General features: G+C 73.0%; 18 protein-coding genes and 1 pseudogene. 7 read left to right on the top strand and 12 right to left on the bottom strand.

Annotation, left to right across the window (positions count from 1 at the left end; translation table 11 throughout):
* Nucleotides 1-62 precede the first annotated feature (62 nt).
* A complete protein-coding gene (locus ABZS66_RS24680) occupies nt 63-959 on the top strand; it encodes an acyltransferase domain-containing protein (protein ID WP_354761410.1) in 897 nt (298 codons plus the stop codon).
* A gap of 12 nt (nt 960-971) precedes the next feature.
* Here the strand turns inward: ABZS66_RS24680 and ABZS66_RS24675 are convergent, their stop codons facing one another.
* The 4 genes from ABZS66_RS24675 to ABZS66_RS24660 form a co-directional block, all read right to left on the bottom strand.
* On the bottom strand, nt 972-4,319 hold the full coding sequence (locus ABZS66_RS24675) for a family 16 glycoside hydrolase (RefSeq protein ID WP_354761408.1): 3,348 nt from the start codon (nt 4,317-4,319) through the stop codon (nt 972-974).
* Between the two features lie 239 nt (nt 4,320-4,558).
* Nucleotides 4,559-5,788 (bottom strand): sugar efflux transporter, encoded by a 1,230-nt coding sequence (locus tag ABZS66_RS24670; RefSeq protein ID WP_354761406.1) that lies wholly within the window; start codon nt 5,786-5,788, stop codon nt 4,559-4,561.
* Nucleotides 5,789-5,835: 47 nt separating this feature from the next.
* Complete coding sequence (locus ABZS66_RS24665) at nt 5,836-6,438, bottom strand: dihydrofolate reductase family protein (RefSeq protein WP_354761404.1); 603 nt, start codon at nt 6,436-6,438, stop codon at nt 5,836-5,838.
* Nucleotides 6,439-6,556: 118 nt separating this feature from the next.
* A complete protein-coding gene (locus tag ABZS66_RS24660) occupies nt 6,557-7,165 on the bottom strand; it encodes an LUD domain-containing protein (protein WP_354761402.1) in 609 nt (202 codons plus the stop codon).
* Nucleotides 7,166-7,250: 85 nt separating this feature from the next.
* Between ABZS66_RS24660 and ABZS66_RS24655 the strand changes: the two genes are divergently transcribed.
* Nucleotides 7,251-7,751, top strand: a complete 501-nt coding sequence (locus ABZS66_RS24655) for a YcxB family protein (protein ID WP_354761400.1) — start codon at nt 7,251-7,253, stop codon at nt 7,749-7,751.
* Nucleotides 7,752-7,766: 15 nt separating this feature from the next.
* On the opposite strand, the gene ABZS66_RS24650 is transcribed toward ABZS66_RS24655, so the two are convergent.
* Nucleotides 7,767-8,447, bottom strand: coding sequence for a GPP34 family phosphoprotein (locus ABZS66_RS24650; protein ID WP_354761398.1), 681 nt, complete (start codon nt 8,445-8,447; stop codon nt 7,767-7,769).
* A gap of 190 nt (nt 8,448-8,637) precedes the next feature.
* Here ABZS66_RS24650 and ABZS66_RS24645 point away from each other — a divergent pair, with 190 nt between their 5' ends.
* Complete coding sequence (locus ABZS66_RS24645) at nt 8,638-9,417, top strand: hypothetical protein (protein ID WP_354761396.1); 780 nt, start codon at nt 8,638-8,640, stop codon at nt 9,415-9,417.
* 256 nt (nt 9,418-9,673) lie between these two features.
* Here the strand turns inward: ABZS66_RS24645 and ABZS66_RS24640 are convergent, their stop codons facing one another.
* From ABZS66_RS24640 to ABZS66_RS24620, 5 genes are all read right to left on the bottom strand, one after another.
* A complete protein-coding gene (locus ABZS66_RS24640; RefSeq protein WP_354761394.1) occupies nt 9,674-10,303 on the bottom strand; it encodes a response regulator transcription factor in 630 nt (209 codons plus the stop codon).
* The gene (locus tag ABZS66_RS24635; protein WP_354761392.1) at nt 10,300-11,559 is read right to left on the bottom strand and encodes a histidine kinase; all 1,260 of its coding nucleotides are present in this window, start codon (nt 11,557-11,559) and stop codon (nt 10,300-10,302) included. The genes ABZS66_RS24640 and ABZS66_RS24635 overlap by 4 nt, the downstream gene beginning before the upstream one ends.
* Before the next feature lie 5 nt (nt 11,560-11,564).
* Nucleotides 11,565-12,155 carry a hypothetical protein gene (locus tag ABZS66_RS24630; RefSeq protein ID WP_354761390.1) on the bottom strand — a complete coding sequence of 197 codons (591 nt, stop codon included), beginning with the start codon at nt 12,153-12,155 and terminating at the stop codon, nt 11,565-11,567.
* A gap of 69 nt (nt 12,156-12,224) precedes the next feature.
* Nucleotides 12,225-12,608, bottom strand: coding sequence for a VOC family protein (locus ABZS66_RS24625; protein ID WP_354761388.1), 384 nt, complete (start codon nt 12,606-12,608; stop codon nt 12,225-12,227).
* The gene (locus ABZS66_RS24620; RefSeq protein ID WP_354761386.1) at nt 12,605-12,901 is read right to left on the bottom strand and encodes a metalloregulator ArsR/SmtB family transcription factor; all 297 of its coding nucleotides are present in this window, start codon (nt 12,899-12,901) and stop codon (nt 12,605-12,607) included. The genes ABZS66_RS24625 and ABZS66_RS24620 overlap by 4 nt, the downstream gene beginning before the upstream one ends.
* Before the next feature lie 49 nt (nt 12,902-12,950).
* On the opposite strand from ABZS66_RS24620, the gene ABZS66_RS24615 reads away from it, so the two are divergent.
* Both ABZS66_RS24615 and ABZS66_RS24610 read left to right on the top strand, forming a co-directional pair.
* On the top strand, nt 12,951-13,382 hold the full coding sequence (locus ABZS66_RS24615) for a VOC family protein (RefSeq protein WP_354761384.1): 432 nt from the start codon (nt 12,951-12,953) through the stop codon (nt 13,380-13,382).
* A gap of 18 nt (nt 13,383-13,400) precedes the next feature.
* Nucleotides 13,401-13,853 (top strand): hypothetical protein, encoded by a 453-nt coding sequence (locus ABZS66_RS24610; RefSeq protein ID WP_354761382.1) that lies wholly within the window; start codon nt 13,401-13,403, stop codon nt 13,851-13,853.
* Here ABZS66_RS24610 and ABZS66_RS24605 read toward each other — a convergent pair whose 3' ends face one another.
* Complete coding sequence (locus ABZS66_RS24605; protein WP_354761380.1) at nt 13,854-14,696, bottom strand: alpha/beta hydrolase; 843 nt, start codon at nt 14,694-14,696, stop codon at nt 13,854-13,856.
* A 95-nt stretch (nt 14,697-14,791) separates the two neighbouring features.
* On the opposite strand from ABZS66_RS24605, the gene ABZS66_RS24600 reads away from it, so the two are divergent.
* Both ABZS66_RS24600 and ABZS66_RS24595 read left to right on the top strand, forming a co-directional pair.
* Nucleotides 14,792-15,133, top strand: a complete 342-nt coding sequence (locus ABZS66_RS24600) for a helix-turn-helix domain-containing protein (RefSeq protein ID WP_238016236.1) — start codon at nt 14,792-14,794, stop codon at nt 15,131-15,133.
* A gap of 289 nt (nt 15,134-15,422) precedes the next feature.
* Entirely contained in the window at nt 15,423-16,067 is a 645-nt protein-coding gene (locus tag ABZS66_RS24595) for a hypothetical protein (protein WP_354761377.1), read from the top strand.
* A gap of 68 nt (nt 16,068-16,135) precedes the next feature.
* Here ABZS66_RS24595 and lexA read toward each other — a convergent pair.
* Nucleotides 16,136-16,507 (bottom strand): annotated as a pseudogene (lexA, locus tag ABZS66_RS24590) (transcriptional repressor LexA); the annotation flags it as partial.
* Between the last annotated feature and the right edge of the window lie 388 nt (nt 16,508-16,895).

Here is a 16,895-nt window from a genome sequence, read left to right as displayed (position 1 = left end):
GCCACTGCGACCGGCGAACGCCGCACCGGACAATCCGCTGGTAAACGCCCAGAATGGAAAGCATGGCCCACATCGACGAGACCGACCTGCCCCGGGAAGGCCCCGACGTCGTCTTCCCGGGCGACGCCGCGTTGCCCGACGCGCTGCTGGATCTGGCGGTACCCCACGAGGACGTCAACGCCGTCCTGCGCCTCCTGCGGCGGCTGCCGCCGGACCTGGCGGCGCTGCGCGACCGCTGCGTCTGGGCGGCCCTGGCCGGCGTCGCCCTGCCGCCGCTGCCGGAGCACCTGGCGGTGTTCTACGTCGGCGTGGCCGTGGCCGCCGTCCCGCACGCCCGGGCCCGCCACGCCGGGCGCGGCGTGCCGCCCGAGGTCGCCGCCGCGACCCTGCGGGACGTGGGGCGGCAGGTGACCCGGCACCGGCGCCGCCACGGCGTGCCGGGCATCGCCAACCCGCAGTGGCTGGCCAAGCACCTGCGCGGCGAGCTGGTCGAGCTGGGCCGCCTCCAGTTCGAGCCGGCCCGCCTCGGCAACCGCACCGGCACCGCGGTCGCCGCGGCGGGCGGGCCGGGCGGTCCGGGCACGCCGTCGCTGGAGCTGCACATCCCGGACTTCCGCGGCCCGCTCACCCCGGCGGCGGTCGACGACTCCCTCGAGAAGGCGCACGCCTTCTTCGACGACACCCCGTTCACGGTGGCGGCGTGCCACTCCTGGCTGCTCGACCCGCAGCTGCCCGGGGTACTGCCGGAGTCCTCGAACATCGTCGCCTTCCAGCGCCGGTTCACGCCCGCGTACCGCGGCCCGGCGCCGGAGGACGACCTGCCGCTGGCGTTCGTCTTCGACGACCCGGCGGTGCCCCGGGCACGGCTGCCCCGGGACACCGCCCTGCGGCGTGCGCTGCTGGACCACCTGGACGCCGGCGGCCACTGGTACGCGGCCGCCGGCTGGTTCCGCTGGTAACTACCCGGGGACCTACACGGGTTCGATCCAGATGTTGCGGTACCGGACGTTGGCGCCCGGGTCGCCGTGGTCCTGCAGCCGGATCGGCAGCGGCGCGGCACTCTCCGCGGCGCCGGCGCCGGTCGGGCCGTCGATCGCCACGTCGTTGTGGACGGTCACACCGTTCCAGACCACGGTGACCCGGGCGTTCTCGGTCTTCGTGGTGCCGCTCCAGCGGGCGGCGCGGAACGTGATGTCGTACGTCTGCCAGGTCTCCGGCGCCGTCGCCGGGTTGCTGTCGGGCGCCCGCTTCAGGTAGATCGCGCCGCAGTCGTTGTTCGCCAGGGTCGCCTTGCCGTAGGTGTCGAGCACCTGCAGCTCGTAGCGGTCCTGGAGGTAGATGCCGCTGTTGGCCCGGGCCTGGCCGGTGACGTCGGCGGGCAGGTTCGGCAGCCAGAACTCGACGTGCAGCTTGAAGTCGCCGTAGGCCTGCTTGGTGCGCAGGTCGCCGCCGAGCACCTCGGCCGAGCCGCCGGACACCGGCCAGGTCGGCGCGGACCCGTCGGCGTTCGCGAACGCGTTGAGGTTGCCGCCGTTGAACAGCGTGACCCGGCTCGTGCCGTTGTGCGTCCAGACCTGCTGCGGTACCCCGGCCGCGTCCCACAGCTGCAGCTGCGTGCCGTCGGCCGAGGCGCCGCCGGCCGCGTCGAGCACCCTGCCGGACTGCGGGTTGCGCAGCGTGCCGTCGGGCTGGGCCAGCCAGACCTGGGCGCCGGAGCCGTTGCAGGTCCACAGCTGCACCTTGGTGCCGTTGGCGGTGCCGCCGTTGTCGACGTCGAGGCACTTGCCCACGGCCCGCAGCGTGTCGCCGCTGCGGGTCCAGCTCTGGGCGGTCGTCCCGTTGCAGGTCCACAGCTGGATCTTGGTGCCGTCGGCGGTGCCGGCGTTGCTGACGTCGACGCACTTGCCGGCGATGCCGGTGATCGTGCCGGTGCGGTCGGTCGGCGGCGGGCCGACGTCGATGCGGTCGAGGTTGACGTGCCCGACGTCGCCCGGGTCGACCTTCCAGGCGATGGCGTTGCCGCCGGCCCGCAGGGTGAGCGTCTCGGTCTGGGTGGACCACGTCTCCCAGTCGCCGGTGCTGGCGAGGGGCACCTGCTTCACCTTGGCGCCGTTGAGGTACAGGCTGACGGTCTTGGTCCCGGGCGACGGGTTCGGCCCGTTGCTGTAGCGCAGTGCCACGCTGTAGGCGCCGGCGACCGGCGCGGTGACGCTGAACGTGGCCGCGGCGCCCGCGTTGCCGAACCCGGCCACGAAGCCGGTGCCCGTGTAGCCGCCGTGGTCGGTGGCCACCGACGCGCTGCCGCTCAGCCCGGCGTGCTCGGCCTCGACCCGGCCGGTCGCCGGCAGGGTGCCGTCGACGAGGGCGTTCAGGGTGTACCACGCCTCGGTGCTCCACAGCGAGGCGCCGGACGTCGAGGTGAACGGCCGGGGCGAGCGCACGTACACCACCCGGCCGGGCTTGAGACCGGACAGGCCGATCGTCACCTTCAGCCGGTCGGCCGACAGCGTCGCCGAGGTGACGGCCAGCGTCTCCTCGTCGACCTTCGGCCCGCCGTAGGCCGGCGTCGACACGTACCGCCACTGTTTGGCCGTGTAGTGCGCCGCCAGCTGGGCGGCGGTGGTGGTCGAGACGGGCTGGGTGTACTCGAGCTCGAACCCGCCGGGGACCGCCCGCATCGCCTTGATGTCGAACGTGCTGGTGCCGTTCGGCGTCAGCTTCTGCAGGCCGTAGGTGAGCTTGCCCTCCTGGCCCCAGTTGCCGCCGGCGCCGAGCCCGCCCGCGTAGAGCGCGCCGTCGGGGCCCTCGCTGATGCGCAGGACGCCCATCTCCAGGCCCTGGGTCATCCGGAACACGGCGCCCTGGTACTCGCCGCCGATCTTCTCCAGATAAGCGCGCTGGATGCCGCCGTAGGTCACGTCGCCGAACGCGAGCTGCCCGGCGAACGGCCCGCTGTGCAGCACGAGCGGGGTGCTCGGCGAGTTGGCGATCTCGTTCTGCGGCAGCCAGAGGACCGGCGCGGTGACCGGCTGGCCGTCGAACGGCCCGTCGGGGTTGGTGTAGTGGCCGAAGAAGCGGTCCTGCTTGATCTGCACCAGCTTCGAGGCGGGCAGCCAGCCACCCTGGTTGTCGGTGACGAACACCTCGCCCTGCGGGCCCCAGCCGATGCCGTCGGGGGTGCGCAGGCCGCCGGCCACGTACTGCACCGCGCCCGTCGACCGGTTGACCTTCAGGCTGGTGCCGCGGTTCGGCGAGCCCTGCGGCTCGGTCGTCGCGCCGCCCTGGTTGATCGACACGGACAGGTTCAGGTAGAAGTACCCGTCCTGGTAGAGCAGCCCGAACCCGAACTCGTGGAAGTTGCCGTCGAAGGGCCAGGTGGCGACGGTACGGTACCGGTCGATCTGCCCGTCGCCGTTGGTGTCGGTCAGCTCGGTCAGCTCGTGCTTCTGCGAGACGTAGATGATCCCGTCGACGATCTTGAGGCCCATCGGCTCGCGCAGGCCGGTCGCGATGCGTGTGTAGGTGACCTGCGCCGGCGAGGTGGCACCGGTGACGCCGCTGAGGATGTACACCTCCCCGGCGGTCATCGTGCTGCCGCCCCAGGTGGCGATGGCCAGGCGCCCGTCGGGGAACCAGTCCATGGCGCTCACCTGCGGGTTGAAGCCGTTCGGCCGGAGATTGGTCAGGGTGTACCCCGGGTGCACCGACGTGAGCGGCAGCCCGTCGCCGGGGCTGTCGGCCGAGCCCTCGCACTCCTTGCGGCCGGGCGCGGTCACCCGGACGACGTCGGCGTCGGTGCTCAGGTTGGCGTTCGGGACCACGCTGAAGGCGCTCGCGCCCGGCGGGCGCCACTCCAGGGTCAGCTGCTGCCCGCCGGTGCGCTCGAAGTAGTCGATGCGCAGGGCGTGGTACCCGGTGGTGAGGCTGACGCTGCCCTCGGCGGCGGTCGCGCCGTGCAGGCCGTCGTGGTTGATGACGGTGGCGCCGTCGACGGCGAGCCGCGAGCCGTCGTCGCTGGTGAGCCGGAACGTGTAGGACCCGGCGGCGGTGATGTTGAGGTTGCCGATGACCTGGGCCTGGAAGTAGTCCTCCAGCCCGAAGTCGGTGGCGGTGGTCCAGTTGACGGTGGGCATGAGCTTGTCGACGTTGGGGGTCTGGCCGGTCTTCAGGGTGCAGATCGAGCTCTGGGGTACCTGAAGATCGAACACCCGCAGCGTGACACCGGGCGTCTGCGGCGGTACCGCGGCGCGAGCGGGACTCGCAGGGACCAGGCCGACGGTCGCGAGCAGGGCGGCACAGAGGGTCGTCCAGCGTTTCATCGAACGCTCCAGAGGGTCGGAGTGCCGGGACTCCGTGCGCGCTCGCCGAAGACGGGCACGGGCAACCAGGACCGTCGATATGGCGGACCGACGATCCTCGATGTGCTACGTCACGCTAAGGGACTTCCGCAGCAAAGTCGACAACTTCTGCTGAAAAATTCGAAAGACCTGCACGTCTCCGCCCACGTCCACCCGCGTCAACTCGGGCCAGCCCGGGCCACGACCCGGCGCGGGCGGGGTCAGGCGCGAGCGGTGGCGGCGACGGCCTCGGCCGGCTCCGGGGCGCGACGGTGGCGGACGGCGAGGAGCACGAGTAGGCCGCACGCGCACAGGGCGGTGCTCATGCCGAACGCGAGCCGGAACCCGAACTGCTGTGCCACCCCGAACAGCGGCCCGGCCAGCATCGCCCCGATCGGGAAGGTGTTGGTGAACAGCGTCGTCGCCCGCCCCGGCTCGGTCGGCAGCAGGTCCTGCATGAAACTGATCCCGAGGCCGGTCACCGCGGCGATGAACAGGGCGTTGACGAGCTGCGCGACCAGCATCACCCAGACCGCGCCGGCGGCGGTGGCGATGCCGTAGTACGTCACGCCGAACGCCGCGCCGGCCAGGATCAGCGACCGCAGCGGCACCCGGGTCGACAGCCAGCCGAACAGCAGCATGAACGGGATCTCCAGGGCCGCGCACAGGCCGAGCAGCAGCCCGGCGTCGCTGACCTCACCACCGAGGTCGCGGCTGGTGAACAGCGGCAGCGCCTGGGCGCCCAGGGTGAGCGGGCACTGCAGCAGCGTGAACGCGGCGGCGAGCGCGAACAGCTTCCACCGCGGCGCGGCCTGCGTACCGGCCTCCGCGTGGGCCGGCTCGGGGGCACCCTCGGCGATCGGGACGGAGGGCTTCAGCCACAGGGCCGCCACGGCGACCGCGACCAGGTAGGCGGCCGCGGCGATGCCGTACACCAGCTCGAATCCGCCGGCCTGCAGCAGCGCCGCGCCGAGCGGCGGCCCGCCGACCCAGGCGACCGAGAACACCGTCCGCAGCGTGCTGATCCCCATCGCGGCCCGGGTCGGGGCGTCACGCAGCAGGATCTCGCGGGCGTAGGCGAACGTCTGCGGGAACAGCGTCCCGGCCACCGCCGTGGCGGTCACGGCGAGCCCGAGCAGGACCCAGTAGTCCCGCACGAACGCGGTCGCGATCGAGCCCGCGGCCCCGGCGGCGGCGGCCGTGACGAGCAGGCCGCGGCGCACCGCCCGCCGGTCCGACAGCCGCGCGACCGCGGAGGAGACCAGCACCCCGGCCAGCGGCGCGACGACGAGGAACGCGGTCACCTGCACCGGGTTGGCCCGGACCTCGGTGCTGAGGAACAGCGCCAGGAACGGGTACGCGAGCGCGGTCGACACCCCGACGACCAGGAACACCAGCCCCAGTGGAAGCAACGTGACGCCGATGTGCCGTACGGGCGGTGCCTGGACCATGATTCGCCACCCTAACGGCCCCGGCCCGCGCCCGCGCGCCGCGTCCGCTAGATCTGGTCCTTCACGTCGTCGTAGGTGACCTTGGCGGGCGGCGGGGCCGGGGTGTAGATCACCCGGATCACGCCCGTCGGGTACACCTCGGTGAGCGCCACCTTCAGGTGGTACGGGCTGTCCCCGTCGTCGAACAGCCGGCGCCCCTTGCGGGCGGCGACCGGGTGCACCAGCAGCCGGAGCTCGTCGACCAGCCCGGCGGCGAGCAGCTGCTGCACGACCGACAGCGACCCCGGGATCAGGATGCCCCGCACGTCGGCGTCGCGCTTGAGCGTGGCGGCGCCGTCGAGCAGGTCGCCCTGGAGCAGCTCGGAGTTGCGCCAGGTGAACTCGAGCGGCTGCCGCGATACGACCACCTTGCGCAGGTCGCCGAGGTGCTTGGCCATCGCGGCGTCGTCCTCGCCGGCGGCTTCGCGCTCGGGCCACGCCCCGGCGAAGCTGTCGTAGGTCTCGCGCCCGATGAGCAGCGTGTCGGCGGTGTCGTAGTCCTCGGTGACGGCCCGCCCCATGTTCTCGTCGAAGTAGGGGAAGTGCCAGTCGGGGTCGATCTCGGCCACACCGTCGGCCGAGATGAACAGCGTGGAGATGATCTTTGCCATCGCGGTGATCCCATCCAGTCGGTTGCCAGCCTCCGACCCTACCGGCTGCCGCGTCCCCCGGCTGGCCGTCGGGTGCGCCGGCCGAGGCCGGCGTGCGGGTGGGGGCCGGCACGACCCGTCAGAACCCGATGGCCTCCCGCAGCAGCAGCACGGTCACGCGGCCCGGGTGCAGCTCGGCGTTGAGGACGAGCAGCCGGTTGACGGCGCTCGGCTGCCCGTACACCGCCTGGGCGCGGGCGCTCTCCAGGGGCAGCGAGTGCTCCTCGACCCGCCGCAGCGCGGTGCCCAGGTCGGGCACCAGCTTCTGCGCGCCGACGATCCAGATCGCCCGCCCGGCCCCGCCGGCGTAGGCGGGCAGCTGGCTGCCGCTGGCCGAGGCGACCACCAGCGAGCCGGTCTCGGTGACCGCGGCGACGCTGCCGACCACGACGTCCGGCCCGCAGGACAGGCGCCGGATCTCGGCGGCCTCGGTGGCCCGGTCCATGGCGAGCACGCGCGGCCGGACGGCGTCGTACCGCCCGCTGGCGTTGATGTCCTCGTCGATGCCCGACAGCCGCAGCGTCTCGCTCGCCGAGGTGAACACCGTGGCGCCCGCCGGGATGAGCTCGCCCACCCGGTGCCGCGCGGCCGCGGCGTCGTCGAGCAGCTCGGCGCCGAACCCGTTCGCCGTCAGGGCGGCCGCCGCGCGCTCCAGCCGGGTCGCGGTCGCCGGTGCAAAGAAGCTCATGTCGTACCTCCAGATCGTGTCGTTCCGGGGGTCCGACGACGGAGCCGCGCGAAATGTCAGGCGGCCCGGCCTGGTACGGTCGTGTGTGCACATCCGGTTCGACGTCCCCGCCGATCCCGCCTACGCCGGGCGGGTCGCGGCCCTGATGAGCGGCCTCTACCTGCGAAAATACCGCACGATCGGCCTGGTGCTGATCGCGTTCGGCCTGCTGGGCCTGTTCCTGCCGCTGCCCGGGCGCGCCGACTACGACCCGTCGCCGGTCTTCGCCACGATCATCGCCGTGGGCGTGCTGTCGATGCTGTTCCCGCTCTGGATGCGCGCCGCGGCGAAGCGGCGCGCCGGCGGGATGGCGGTCGACGGCAGCTACGAGATCGACGCCGAGAACATCATGATGCGCAGCGGCACGGACAGCCACGGCATCGCCTGGGAGGGCGTGACCAGGATCGTCGAGTCCGACGAGTTCTGGGTGGTCTACGTGGGCCGCATCGCCGCGACGATCATCCCGCGCCGGCTCATGGCGCCGCCGGACGAGCAGACCCTGCGCGAGTTCCTGGTCACGCGGGGCTGGCTCCCGGCCGCTGCCTGATCAGCCGCTGCCTGATCATCTGCCCGAGGCGCCCATCGCCGTCCGGATGGCGCGCACCAGCGTCCCCACGACCAGCGCGACGGACGGCCGGACGGTCGACACCTCGAGGCTGACCCCGCCGGCGAACCCGGCGCCGTCGCCGATCTGCTCCAGCCGCTGGTGCGCCGCCTCCAGGTCGCCCTCGGGCAGGCCCAGCGTCGGCTCCATGCGGGCCGCCGCGACCAGCGCCGCGAGGGCCGCCGTCCGCTCGTCGGGCACCTCGTCGACGGTGAGCGCCCGGCTGAGCCGCTCGCGGACCTCCGCCTCGACCGACGGGTCCACGGTGGGGTACCGGTGCAGGTGGATGAACCCGAGCGCGGTCTCGTCGACGTCGCAGATCACGCCGCGCGCGCAGAGGTCGGCGAGCAGGCGCTCGCGCAGCCCGTGCCGCAGCCGCTGCACCCACGACGCGGGCGTGTGGGGCGTGTCGGCGGCCAGCCGCCCGAGCACCTCGTCGGCGATGGCCTGCCCGGTCGGCCGCTGGTCCCGGACGATGATCATCCCGTCCGCGTACACGACCCGCGCCGCCAGCGCGAGCTCCACGAGCACCGCCGCCGCCATGGCCAGGTCGAGCCCGATGGTCGACCCGGTCGCCTTCCCCGACTCGTCGTCGTAGGCGAGCAGCAACAGCTCTTCGGCCAGCGCAACGGTGCTCATGACTTTGGACGCTAGTACCCGCCGGCAAGAACACCCATCCTCCGCCCGGCGGATACGCCTGTATCCGGTCAATCTCCACGCCTGCGATCGACGGCCGGCACGGTCCACCGCGCCGCGAGCAAACGGCGTGCGGATACCTGTACGCCTTCGATACGCTGGCGCGCCGGTTCGATCCGACGGGGGGATCATCGTGACGTTTCGTGCTGCCGCCATGCTCGCGCTGGCGGCGACCGTGCTGGCGGGCACCTCGGCCTGCCTGGGCTTCGACGCGGGCGGCGAGGAGAGCACACCGTTCGCCGCGAGCCAGGCACCCCCGTCCCCGACGGGCACTCCCGCGAAGGACGAGTTCGTGGCAGCGTTGCGGCGCACCCACGCCGCGCCGTACCGTTTCACGGTCGAGAGCCCCCTCCCGGAGGGCGGCACGGTGAAGGCCGCCGGCGCCTTCGACCCGGTGGCCAAGCTGTTCGAGGCGACGACCACGATCACCGGCACGGGCAACGCCCAGGACGGCACCCGCCACCGCATCGTGATCGCCAAGGACAGCTACCAGCGCGAGGAGCCCGACAAGCGCTGGATCCACCTGGACCTGTCCAGGATCGCCGAGGACAATCCGCTGCTGTACTTCGACACGGCGGACCCGACGGGCCTGGCCAAGTTCGCGGCCAACGTCACGTCGGTGCAGCGCGCCACCGACGGAACGTACTCGGGCACGGTGGACCCGTACGTGAAGGGCCCGGGCTTCCTGCCGATCGGCGCCCCGAGCATCGTCACGCTGGGCATGGGCAAGGCCCCCTTCAAGGCCACGACGGACACCCAGGGCAACGTCCTGACGATCACGATCGAACTGTCCCCCACGGGCAAGCCGAAGCTCTCGATGACCACAACGCTCACCGACCACGGCAAGCCGTCGACCACGAAGCCCCCGAAGAGTTCCCTGGTGGACGAGGCCGACGAGATGTACTACAAGTAACCCCGCCCCCATGATCGTGGGAAGATGCCGGCTGCCCGACAACCAGCTGCTTCCCACGATCAAGGCCCGCACGCCCGGCAGCCGCCAACCCACACCGCGATGAAGCACCCGCTCGGGGCAACAAGGGCTGACGGCACCCAAGCGCCTGGCCTGGGGATGGCACGGCAGACCGGGATCGAGGAGATCCGGGCCGGTCTGCGCGACGCTCCCGGCCCGCAGCAGTCGCGCCGAGGCAGACGGCACCCCGCGGTGGCGGTCAGAGGAGGCCGCGGTCGCGCGCGTACAGCGCGGCCTGCGTACGGTCACGCAGGTGGAGCCGGCCCAGGATCCGCGAGATGTGGTTCTTCACCGTCCCCTCGCTCAGGTGCATCCGCGAGCCGATCTCCCGATTCGTCCGCCCCTGGGACACCAGCCGCAGAATCTCCAGCTCCCGCCCCGACAGCCCGCCTGCCGACGGCGCAGGCTCGGGCAGGCCGGCCGCCAGCCGCCGCGCCACCGAGGCGTCGAACTGGGCCACGCCCCGGTGCGCGAGCCGGACCGCGTGGGCCAACTCCTCCGCCGCCAGGTCCTTCAGCAGGTAGCCGGTGGCACCCGCCCGCAGCGCCTCCGCCACGTAGTCGTCATCGTCGAACGTCGTCAGCATCACCACCCGGCAGCCCGGCAGCCGCCGCACCAGCTCCCGCGTCGCCTCCACCCCGTCGACGCCCGGCATCCGCACGTCCATGAGCACCACGTCGGGCTGCAGCTCGACGGCCTTCGCGACCGCGTCCTCCCCGTCGCCCGCCACCCCGGCCACGACGATCCCCGGCTGGATGCCGAGCAGGGACGCGATCCCGTCACGCACCAGCTGCTGGTCGTCGACGACGAGCACCCGGGTCTCGCTCACGCGCCCTCCCGCGGGATCGTCACCGTCACCGTCACGCCGGGCGCTCCGGGCCGCACGTCGACGCTCCCGCTGAGCAACCGCACCCGCTCCCGCATCCCCGCCAACCCGAACCCCCCACCGCCGCCCCCGACCACCGCCGCGTCCCCGGCCACCGCGTCCCCAGCCGCCGCCCCCGCACCGCCGGCCACCGCCGCCGCGCCGCTGGCCACCTCCGCGTTCCCGGCCGCCGTGTCCCCGCCCCGCGGAGCCGCGGCGGATGGCAGGCCCACCCCGTCGTCGGCGACGACGAGCCGCGCGTCGCGCTCCCCGAACGTCGCCGCGATCGCCACCGACCCCGCCCGCCCGTGCCGGCGCGCGTTGGTGATCGCCTCCTGCGCCGCCCGGTACAGCGCCATGCGGGCCGCCACCGCGTGCTCCTGCTCGTGCCCGGAGATCTCCACGGTCACCCGCATCCGGTCGTCCTCGGCGTGCCAGGCCAGGTCCCGCAGCGCCGACGAGAGCGAGAACGGCGCCTCCCGCAGCGCCCGCACCGACTGCCGGACCTCGTCGAGGGCCTGCTTCGCCGACCAGCGCGCGTCGGCGACGGCCCGCGCCGACACGTCCGGCTCGCGCTCGCGGAACGCCGACGCCTTCTCCAGCTGGACGGCGATCGCGGTGAGGTGGTGCCCGAGGCTGTCGTGGATGTCGCGGGCGACCCGGTTGCGCTCCTCGGCCGCGGACAGCTCCGCCACGTCCTGCAGCGCCCGCTCCAGCCGCGTGCGGGTGTCGAGCTCGGTGACGGCGACGGCCGCCATGGCCAGGGCGAGGGTGAGCCCCACACCGTACATGAGCAGGTCGGTGACCCGTTCCTCGTCCGTGTACCACCCGGGGACGCTTGTCCAGTAGTACACCAGCATCGCCAGCAACCCCGTGAGCCCGAGCCCCGCCGCGACCCGCCCGCCGAATGCGAAGTAGGCGGTGAACGGGACGAGCACGAACAGCGCGGTGGCGAGCCCCGCCTGGTCCAGCGCGGCCACCACGGTGAACAACGCGACCCGCACGACGAGCAGCACGGCGGCGACGCGCGGCGGCGTCCGCACCGGATGCCGCCGCCGCTCGAGGATCTCCAGCACCACGAGGGCCGCGATGCCGGCGACGAAGCCGGCCGTGCCGGGCCATCCGGCGGCGCCCGGCCGGCTGACGAGACCCGCCACGAGCACCGCGCCGTAGAGGACGAACGGCACCCACAGCACGGGCCGCGCGGGCGTGGATCGCATGGCAGTCAGGCTACTGCGCGGGCCGGCCGGACCGGGTTCTCCGCCTGTGGATAAGCCCCGCTTGTGGACAACGACAACCAGATGATCGCTCCCGCGGCAAGCACGTGGACGGCACTCGTCAGCGGGGTGTCGTCGAGCGGGGCGAGGACCGCCAGCAGCGTCAGCGCGACGCCGTAGACGGCGGCGGGCAGCCGCGGGAAGACGCCGGCCCGCAGCATCGAGATGCTGAACAGGACGGTGCCGGCGACGAAGACCAACGCGCAGCCGAGCAGGGCGACGCCCGTGGGACCGGCGCGCAGGTCCTTCGCGACGGGGTCGTCGAGATAGAACACGACGAGGTTGAGGGCGAACGCGACCCCGGTGAACAGGCCGAGGCCGAGCAGGTTGACCGCGTAGGCCACCGCGCCGAACCGCCCGGCCCGCTCCCGCTGGTGCAGGTAGAGGGCGGTGACGGTCGGCGCGGCGAACGCCACGCCCAGGCCGAGGACCGCGCCGGTGGCGGCGGTCTCGCCGGTGAACGCCTCGACGGCGCCGGGGACGCCGATGGACAGTCCGAGAATGACGCCGCTGGCGGCGCCGAACCGTTGCAACCACATGCCGGAGAAACTATTGCGGCGCCCGGCCAACCGGGCAGTGCCGACCGGCCAAACCCCGTCAGCCGGAAGTCACTGTGCGGCGATCTGGATGAGGTTGCCGCAGGTGTCGTCGAAGATCGCGGTGGTGACCGGCCCCATCGCGGTCGGCTCCTGGGTGAACACGACGCCGAGCGCCCGCAGCCGCTCGTACTCCCGCTGCACGTCCTCGACGCCGAACGAGGTCCACGGGATGCCGTCGGCGATGAGCGCGTCCCGGAACGGCTTCACCGCCGGATGGTCGCTGGGCTCGAGCGAGATCTCGGGGCCGCCGGGCTGGTCGGGCGACCCGACGGTCAGCCAGCTGACCGGGCCCATCGGGATCTCGGTCCGCTTCTCGAAGCCCAGCACCTCCGTGTAGAAGCGCAGCGCGGAGGCCTGGTCGTTGACGAACACGGACATGACGGTGACCTTCATGGGGACTCCTTCGGTCGGCGGGTCAGCCACCGTTCGACGATCGTGTCGAGCGGCGTCGGGTCGACGGAGTGGAACTTGTACCGCCCCTCCCGCCGCGACACCACCAGCCCGGCGGCCTCCAGCAGCTCCAGGTGCTGCGAGATCGCCTGCCGCGACGACGCGATGCCGTGCCGGGCGATCAGGCGGTTGCAGATCTCGAACAGCGTCTGGTCGCCGCGGTCGCTCAGCTCGTCGAGGATGCGGCGGCGGGTCGGGTCGGCGAGCGCCTTGAACAGCACGTCACCGTCGTCCACGCCGCCAGCATATGCAAGTCACCACTTGCATATCAAGTAGACTCGCGGCATGACCTGGACCCTGACGATCGACTGCACCGACGCCGGCAGGCAGGCCGCGTTCTGGTGCCTCGCGCTCGACTACGTGCCCGCCGCCCCGCCCCGCGGATGGGACACCTGGGAGGCCTGGCTGCGGCACTTCGACGTGCCGGAGGACGAGTGGGACGACGGCGCCACCATCGAGGACCCGTCGGGCACGAGGCCGCGGATCTCGTTCCTCAAGGTGCCCGAGCCCAAGACCGTCAAGAACCGGGTGCACATCGACGTGCAGGCCGGCGGCGGCCGCGACCAGCCGCCGGCGGAGCGGTGGGCCCGCGTGCGGGCCAAGGCCGACGCGCTCGTCGCCGCCGGCGCGACCGTCGTCGCCGAGCACTCCCTCGACGGTCTTCCGGATCATGTGGTACTGCAGGATCCGGAGGGCAATGAGTTCTGCGTTGTCTGAAGGACCTACCCTGACGGCATGTTGCAGGCCACACGGACCAGCATCTGGCGGGGCGGCTACGAGATCGTCGCGGACGGGCGCCCGATCACGACCTGGAACCCGAAGCTGTGGCGCACCGGCGGCGACTTCGTTCTCGGCGGCCGGCAGTACCAGGTGCGCTCCAACGGCTGGGGCAGCAGGTACTCGATGGAGGACGGGTCCGGCATGACCGTCGCGTCGGCGGAGCGCGTCGGCCGCAAGGAGTGGACGATCAGCTCGGACGGTCAGGTGTACCGCTTCCGCCGCGTCTCGATCTGGAGGCACGAGGAGGAGCTGCTGTCGGGCGACGGGCGGATCGGGTCGGTCCGCCGCCTGAGCGTCTGGCGCAGCGACACCGTGGCCGACCTGCCCGGGCTACCGTTACCCGTGCAGGTCTTCGCCCTCGGTGTGATCGTCACGACGTGGGACAACCAGGCAGCGGGCTCCGCCTGATCACAGCGCCTTCGCGAGGAACTCCGCGGTGGCGCCGACCGCCTGCGTGACGAACGGCTCCTGGTCGTACAGGTCGATGTGCCGCTCGCAGTCGATCCACAGCAGTTCCTTCGGCCCGGCCGCCGCGTCGTGCAGCGCCTGCGCGAGCTCCGGCGCGCAGTAGGCGTCGCGCCGGCCGTGCACGACGAGCAGCGGGACGCCGGCCAGCAGCGGCGCCGCCCCCAGCGCGTCGAACGTGAGCAGCGCGTGCAGCGACCCGCGGGTCACCCGGTTCTCCCAGTGCGGCGCCGCCGATCGTTCGGTCCCGTAGTACTCGTACGGCTCCGCGCCGCCCATCGCCGCCTCCCCGCCGTCCGGCGCGACGGCCGGCAGGAACTCGTCGTAGCGGTCGAGCTGGGCGCGCAAGGCGGCGCGGTAGTCCATCCGCTCGGCGAACCAGGCGGGGCTGTTGTAGCCGCCGGCGATCCCGGCCACGGCCCGGACCCGCGGGTCGGCGGCCGCCGCCCGCACCGCGTAGCCGCCCCCGAGGCACACCCCGACCACGCCGATGCGATCGGCGTCGATGCCGGGCAGCGCCGCGAGCGCGCCGACGGCGGCCCGCAGGTCGGCCAGCTTGCCCTGGCTGTCCTCGTGCGATCGACGCCCGCCGCTCTCGCCGAAGCCACGGTGGTCGATCGCGAGGGTGGCGAACCCCTCCCGCGCCAGCCGCTCCGCGTACAGCCCGGCGACCTGCTCCTTCACTCCGGTGAACGGCCCGGTCAGCACCACGGCCGGCAACGGCTCGCCGGCCACGGGCCGCCGCAGCACTCCGGCCAGCGCGATTCCGTCGGATTCGATGGTCATGGGATCATGTCGTACCTGCACGTGCCCGACAGTAGGCGCGGGTTCACGATCGCGACAGAAGGCACTTCGCGGTGCCCATTGCGGAGGAGGGCCTCATGACGCTGGTCGTTCCGGACGTGCTCGAGGAGTCCTGCGCGACGCGGCAGGCCCTGGAGCGGCTCGCCGCCAAATGGCGGATCCTGGTGGTCTACGCGCTGTTCGCGGGGCCGCAGCGGCACGCCGACCTGCGCCGGCGGCTGCCGGGCATCACGCAGAAGGTGCTCACCGAGACGCTGCGGGGCATGGCCGCCGACGGCCTGGTCGAGCGCCGGGTGCTGCGCTCGGCCGCGCCGCAGCACGTCGAGTACGCGCTCACCGAGCTCGGCCGCACCCTCGAGGCGCCGCTCGCCGCGATCTGCGCCTGGGCCGTGAACCTTTCACCTCCCGCGCCGGCCTGACCTGGGCATACCCGGCCGCGGTACGGGTCCGGCGGTTTTCGTCGGACCCCCCGCCCATGGTCCGCGTATCCACCGCCCGAGGAGGATCCGCGATGCGCCGCCGGACGCCGTGCGGTCTGACATCCCCGGGCCGCCTGACGCCGATTCCCGAGGCCATCCGATTGGCGGTTCCCGCGAGGAACGCCGCCACGGCCCATGATCGTGGGAAAATTCTGGCTGTCATGGCGACCAGATGTTTCCCACGATCAAGGGCCGCCGCGGCATCTGGCTGGCTGGCTAGGATCTGCGCATGGCATTGCTGCACCAGGCGGAGATCAGTCCGTCGAAGCTGGAGCTCATCGCGGCGTGGCTGCCGGGCCAGAGCTGGTTCCAGGAGCCGAGCGCCGAGGGGCTGGCGCGCGTCGCCGCGTACCGGTTCGACGACCCCGACGGCGAGGTCGGGATCGAGGCACTGCTGGTCCGGATCGGCGACGGGCCGGTGTACCAGGTCCCGCTCACCTACCGGGGCACTCCCCTCGACGGCGCCGAGGCGTGGCTCGTCGGCACGACGGAGCACTCCGTGCTGGGCAAGCGCTGGGTGTACGCCGCGTGCGGCGACCCCGTCTACGCCGCCGTCCTCGCCGGCGCGCTGTTCGGCATGACGCGGCAGGCCGAGGAGTTCCTCGAAGTCGACGGCCGCCCCGTGCTCCGCAAGCCCCTCATGACGGTGACGACCACCCGCACCGGCGACCAGCCCGACGCCACCGGCAGCCCAACCACCGCGGTCGGCACCGTCGTCAGCGGTGACCCGACGGTCATCGAGACCGACCTCGGAAGCCTTGCCGTCGTCCACGTCGTCGGCGCAACGCCCGGCCCGGACGCCGACGCGGTGCTGACGGGGCACCTGGACGGCGCGGACGGCGCGCTCCGGCTGGCCTACGCCAGCCGCGCCTGACCCGACAACACCCCACGCGCCGCCGCGAACCGTCCAGCCCGGACAGTCTCGCGGCGGTGCGTGCCGTGTCACATGCGGCGCAGGACGCAGACGACCTTGCCGAGGATGACGGCGTCGTCGGCGGGAATGACGTCGTACGCCGGGTTGCGGGGGACGAGTTCGGTGTGCCCGTCGCGGGTGCGGTACACCTTCACCGTCGCCTCGTTGTCGAGCATGGCAGCGACGATGTCGCCCTGCTCGGCGACCGACTGCTGCCGGACCACGACGATGTCGCCGTCGCAGATGGCGGCGTCGATCATCGAGTCGCCCTTGACGTTGAGGGCGAACAGGTTGCCGTGCCCGACCAGGGTGGACGGCAGCGTCAGATCGTCGTCACGGTGCTCGACGGCGAGAATCGGTCCACCGGCGGCGATCGTACCGACCAACGGCACCCGCACCCCCGGATCGACGTTGTACGGCTCCGCGCGCTCCACCTCATCCGCCGACGACGCGGACTCGTCCGCGCCCAACGCCGCCCCGCCGCCGACAACGCGCCCCGCGCCCCGTCCGCCGACCGCACGCAGCCGCGCACCCGGCCCGCCAGCCACCGCACCGCTACCGCCGCCCGCCGCGCCGTTTCCGCCGAGCGCCGCGTCCGTGCCAAGGCCGGCCGGGTTCATACCGCCGCCTGCCGCGTGCGTGCCGAGGCCGGCCGGGTTCGTGCCGACGCGCGCCGCAGCGCCATCGCCGCCGGCCGCCGCGTGCGTGCCGACACCCGCTGCGGCACCGCTGCCGGCACCCGCCGCGGGCGTGCCGGCGACGGGCTGCGGGCCTTCGGCGGCGGTCGGG

Origin of the sequence: Dactylosporangium sp. NPDC005572, assembly GCF_040605515.1 — a bacterium.
Taxonomy (GTDB): Bacteria; Actinomycetota; Actinomycetes; order Mycobacteriales; family Micromonosporaceae; genus Dactylosporangium.
This window is presented reverse-complemented; position numbering and strand designations above follow the sequence as displayed.

Bases quoted from the DNA above. Each gene is read 5' to 3' on its own strand.
- ABZS66_RS24650 (WP_354761398.1), bottom strand. From the start codon at position 8,447: ATGAGCACCGTTGCGCTGGCCGAAGAGCTGTTGCTGCTCGCCTACGAC.
- ABZS66_RS24625 (WP_354761388.1), bottom strand. From the start codon at position 12,608: ATGAAGGTCACCGTCATGTCCGTGTTCGTCAACGACCAGGCCTCCGCG.
- ABZS66_RS24635 (WP_354761392.1), bottom strand. From the start codon at position 11,559: ATGCGATCCACGCCCGCGCGGCCCGTGCTGTGGGTGCCGTTCGTCCTC.
- ABZS66_RS24615 (WP_354761384.1), top strand. From the start codon at position 12,951: ATGACCTGGACCCTGACGATCGACTGCACCGACGCCGGCAGGCAGGCC.
- ABZS66_RS24660 (WP_354761402.1), bottom strand. From the start codon at position 7,165: ATGAGCTTCTTTGCACCGGCGACCGCGACCCGGCTGGAGCGCGCGGCG.
- ABZS66_RS24595 (WP_354761377.1), top strand. From the start codon at position 15,423: ATGGCATTGCTGCACCAGGCGGAGATCAGTCCGTCGAAGCTGGAGCTC.
- ABZS66_RS24610 (WP_354761382.1), top strand. From the start codon at position 13,401: ATGTTGCAGGCCACACGGACCAGCATCTGGCGGGGCGGCTACGAGATC.
- ABZS66_RS24675 (WP_354761408.1), bottom strand. From the start codon at position 4,319: ATGAAACGCTGGACGACCCTCTGTGCCGCCCTGCTCGCGACCGTCGGC.
- ABZS66_RS24630 (WP_354761390.1), bottom strand. From the start codon at position 12,155: ATGTGGTTGCAACGGTTCGGCGCCGCCAGCGGCGTCATTCTCGGACTG.
- ABZS66_RS24600 (WP_238016236.1), top strand. From the start codon at position 14,792: ATGACGCTGGTCGTTCCGGACGTGCTCGAGGAGTCCTGCGCGACGCGG.
- ABZS66_RS24680 (WP_354761410.1), top strand. From the start codon at position 63: ATGGCCCACATCGACGAGACCGACCTGCCCCGGGAAGGCCCCGACGTC.
- ABZS66_RS24670 (WP_354761406.1), bottom strand. From the start codon at position 5,788: ATGGTCCAGGCACCGCCCGTACGGCACATCGGCGTCACGTTGCTTCCA.
- ABZS66_RS24605 (WP_354761380.1), bottom strand. From the start codon at position 14,696: ATGACCATCGAATCCGACGGAATCGCGCTGGCCGGAGTGCTGCGGCGG.
- ABZS66_RS24665 (WP_354761404.1), bottom strand. From the start codon at position 6,438: ATGGCAAAGATCATCTCCACGCTGTTCATCTCGGCCGACGGTGTGGCC.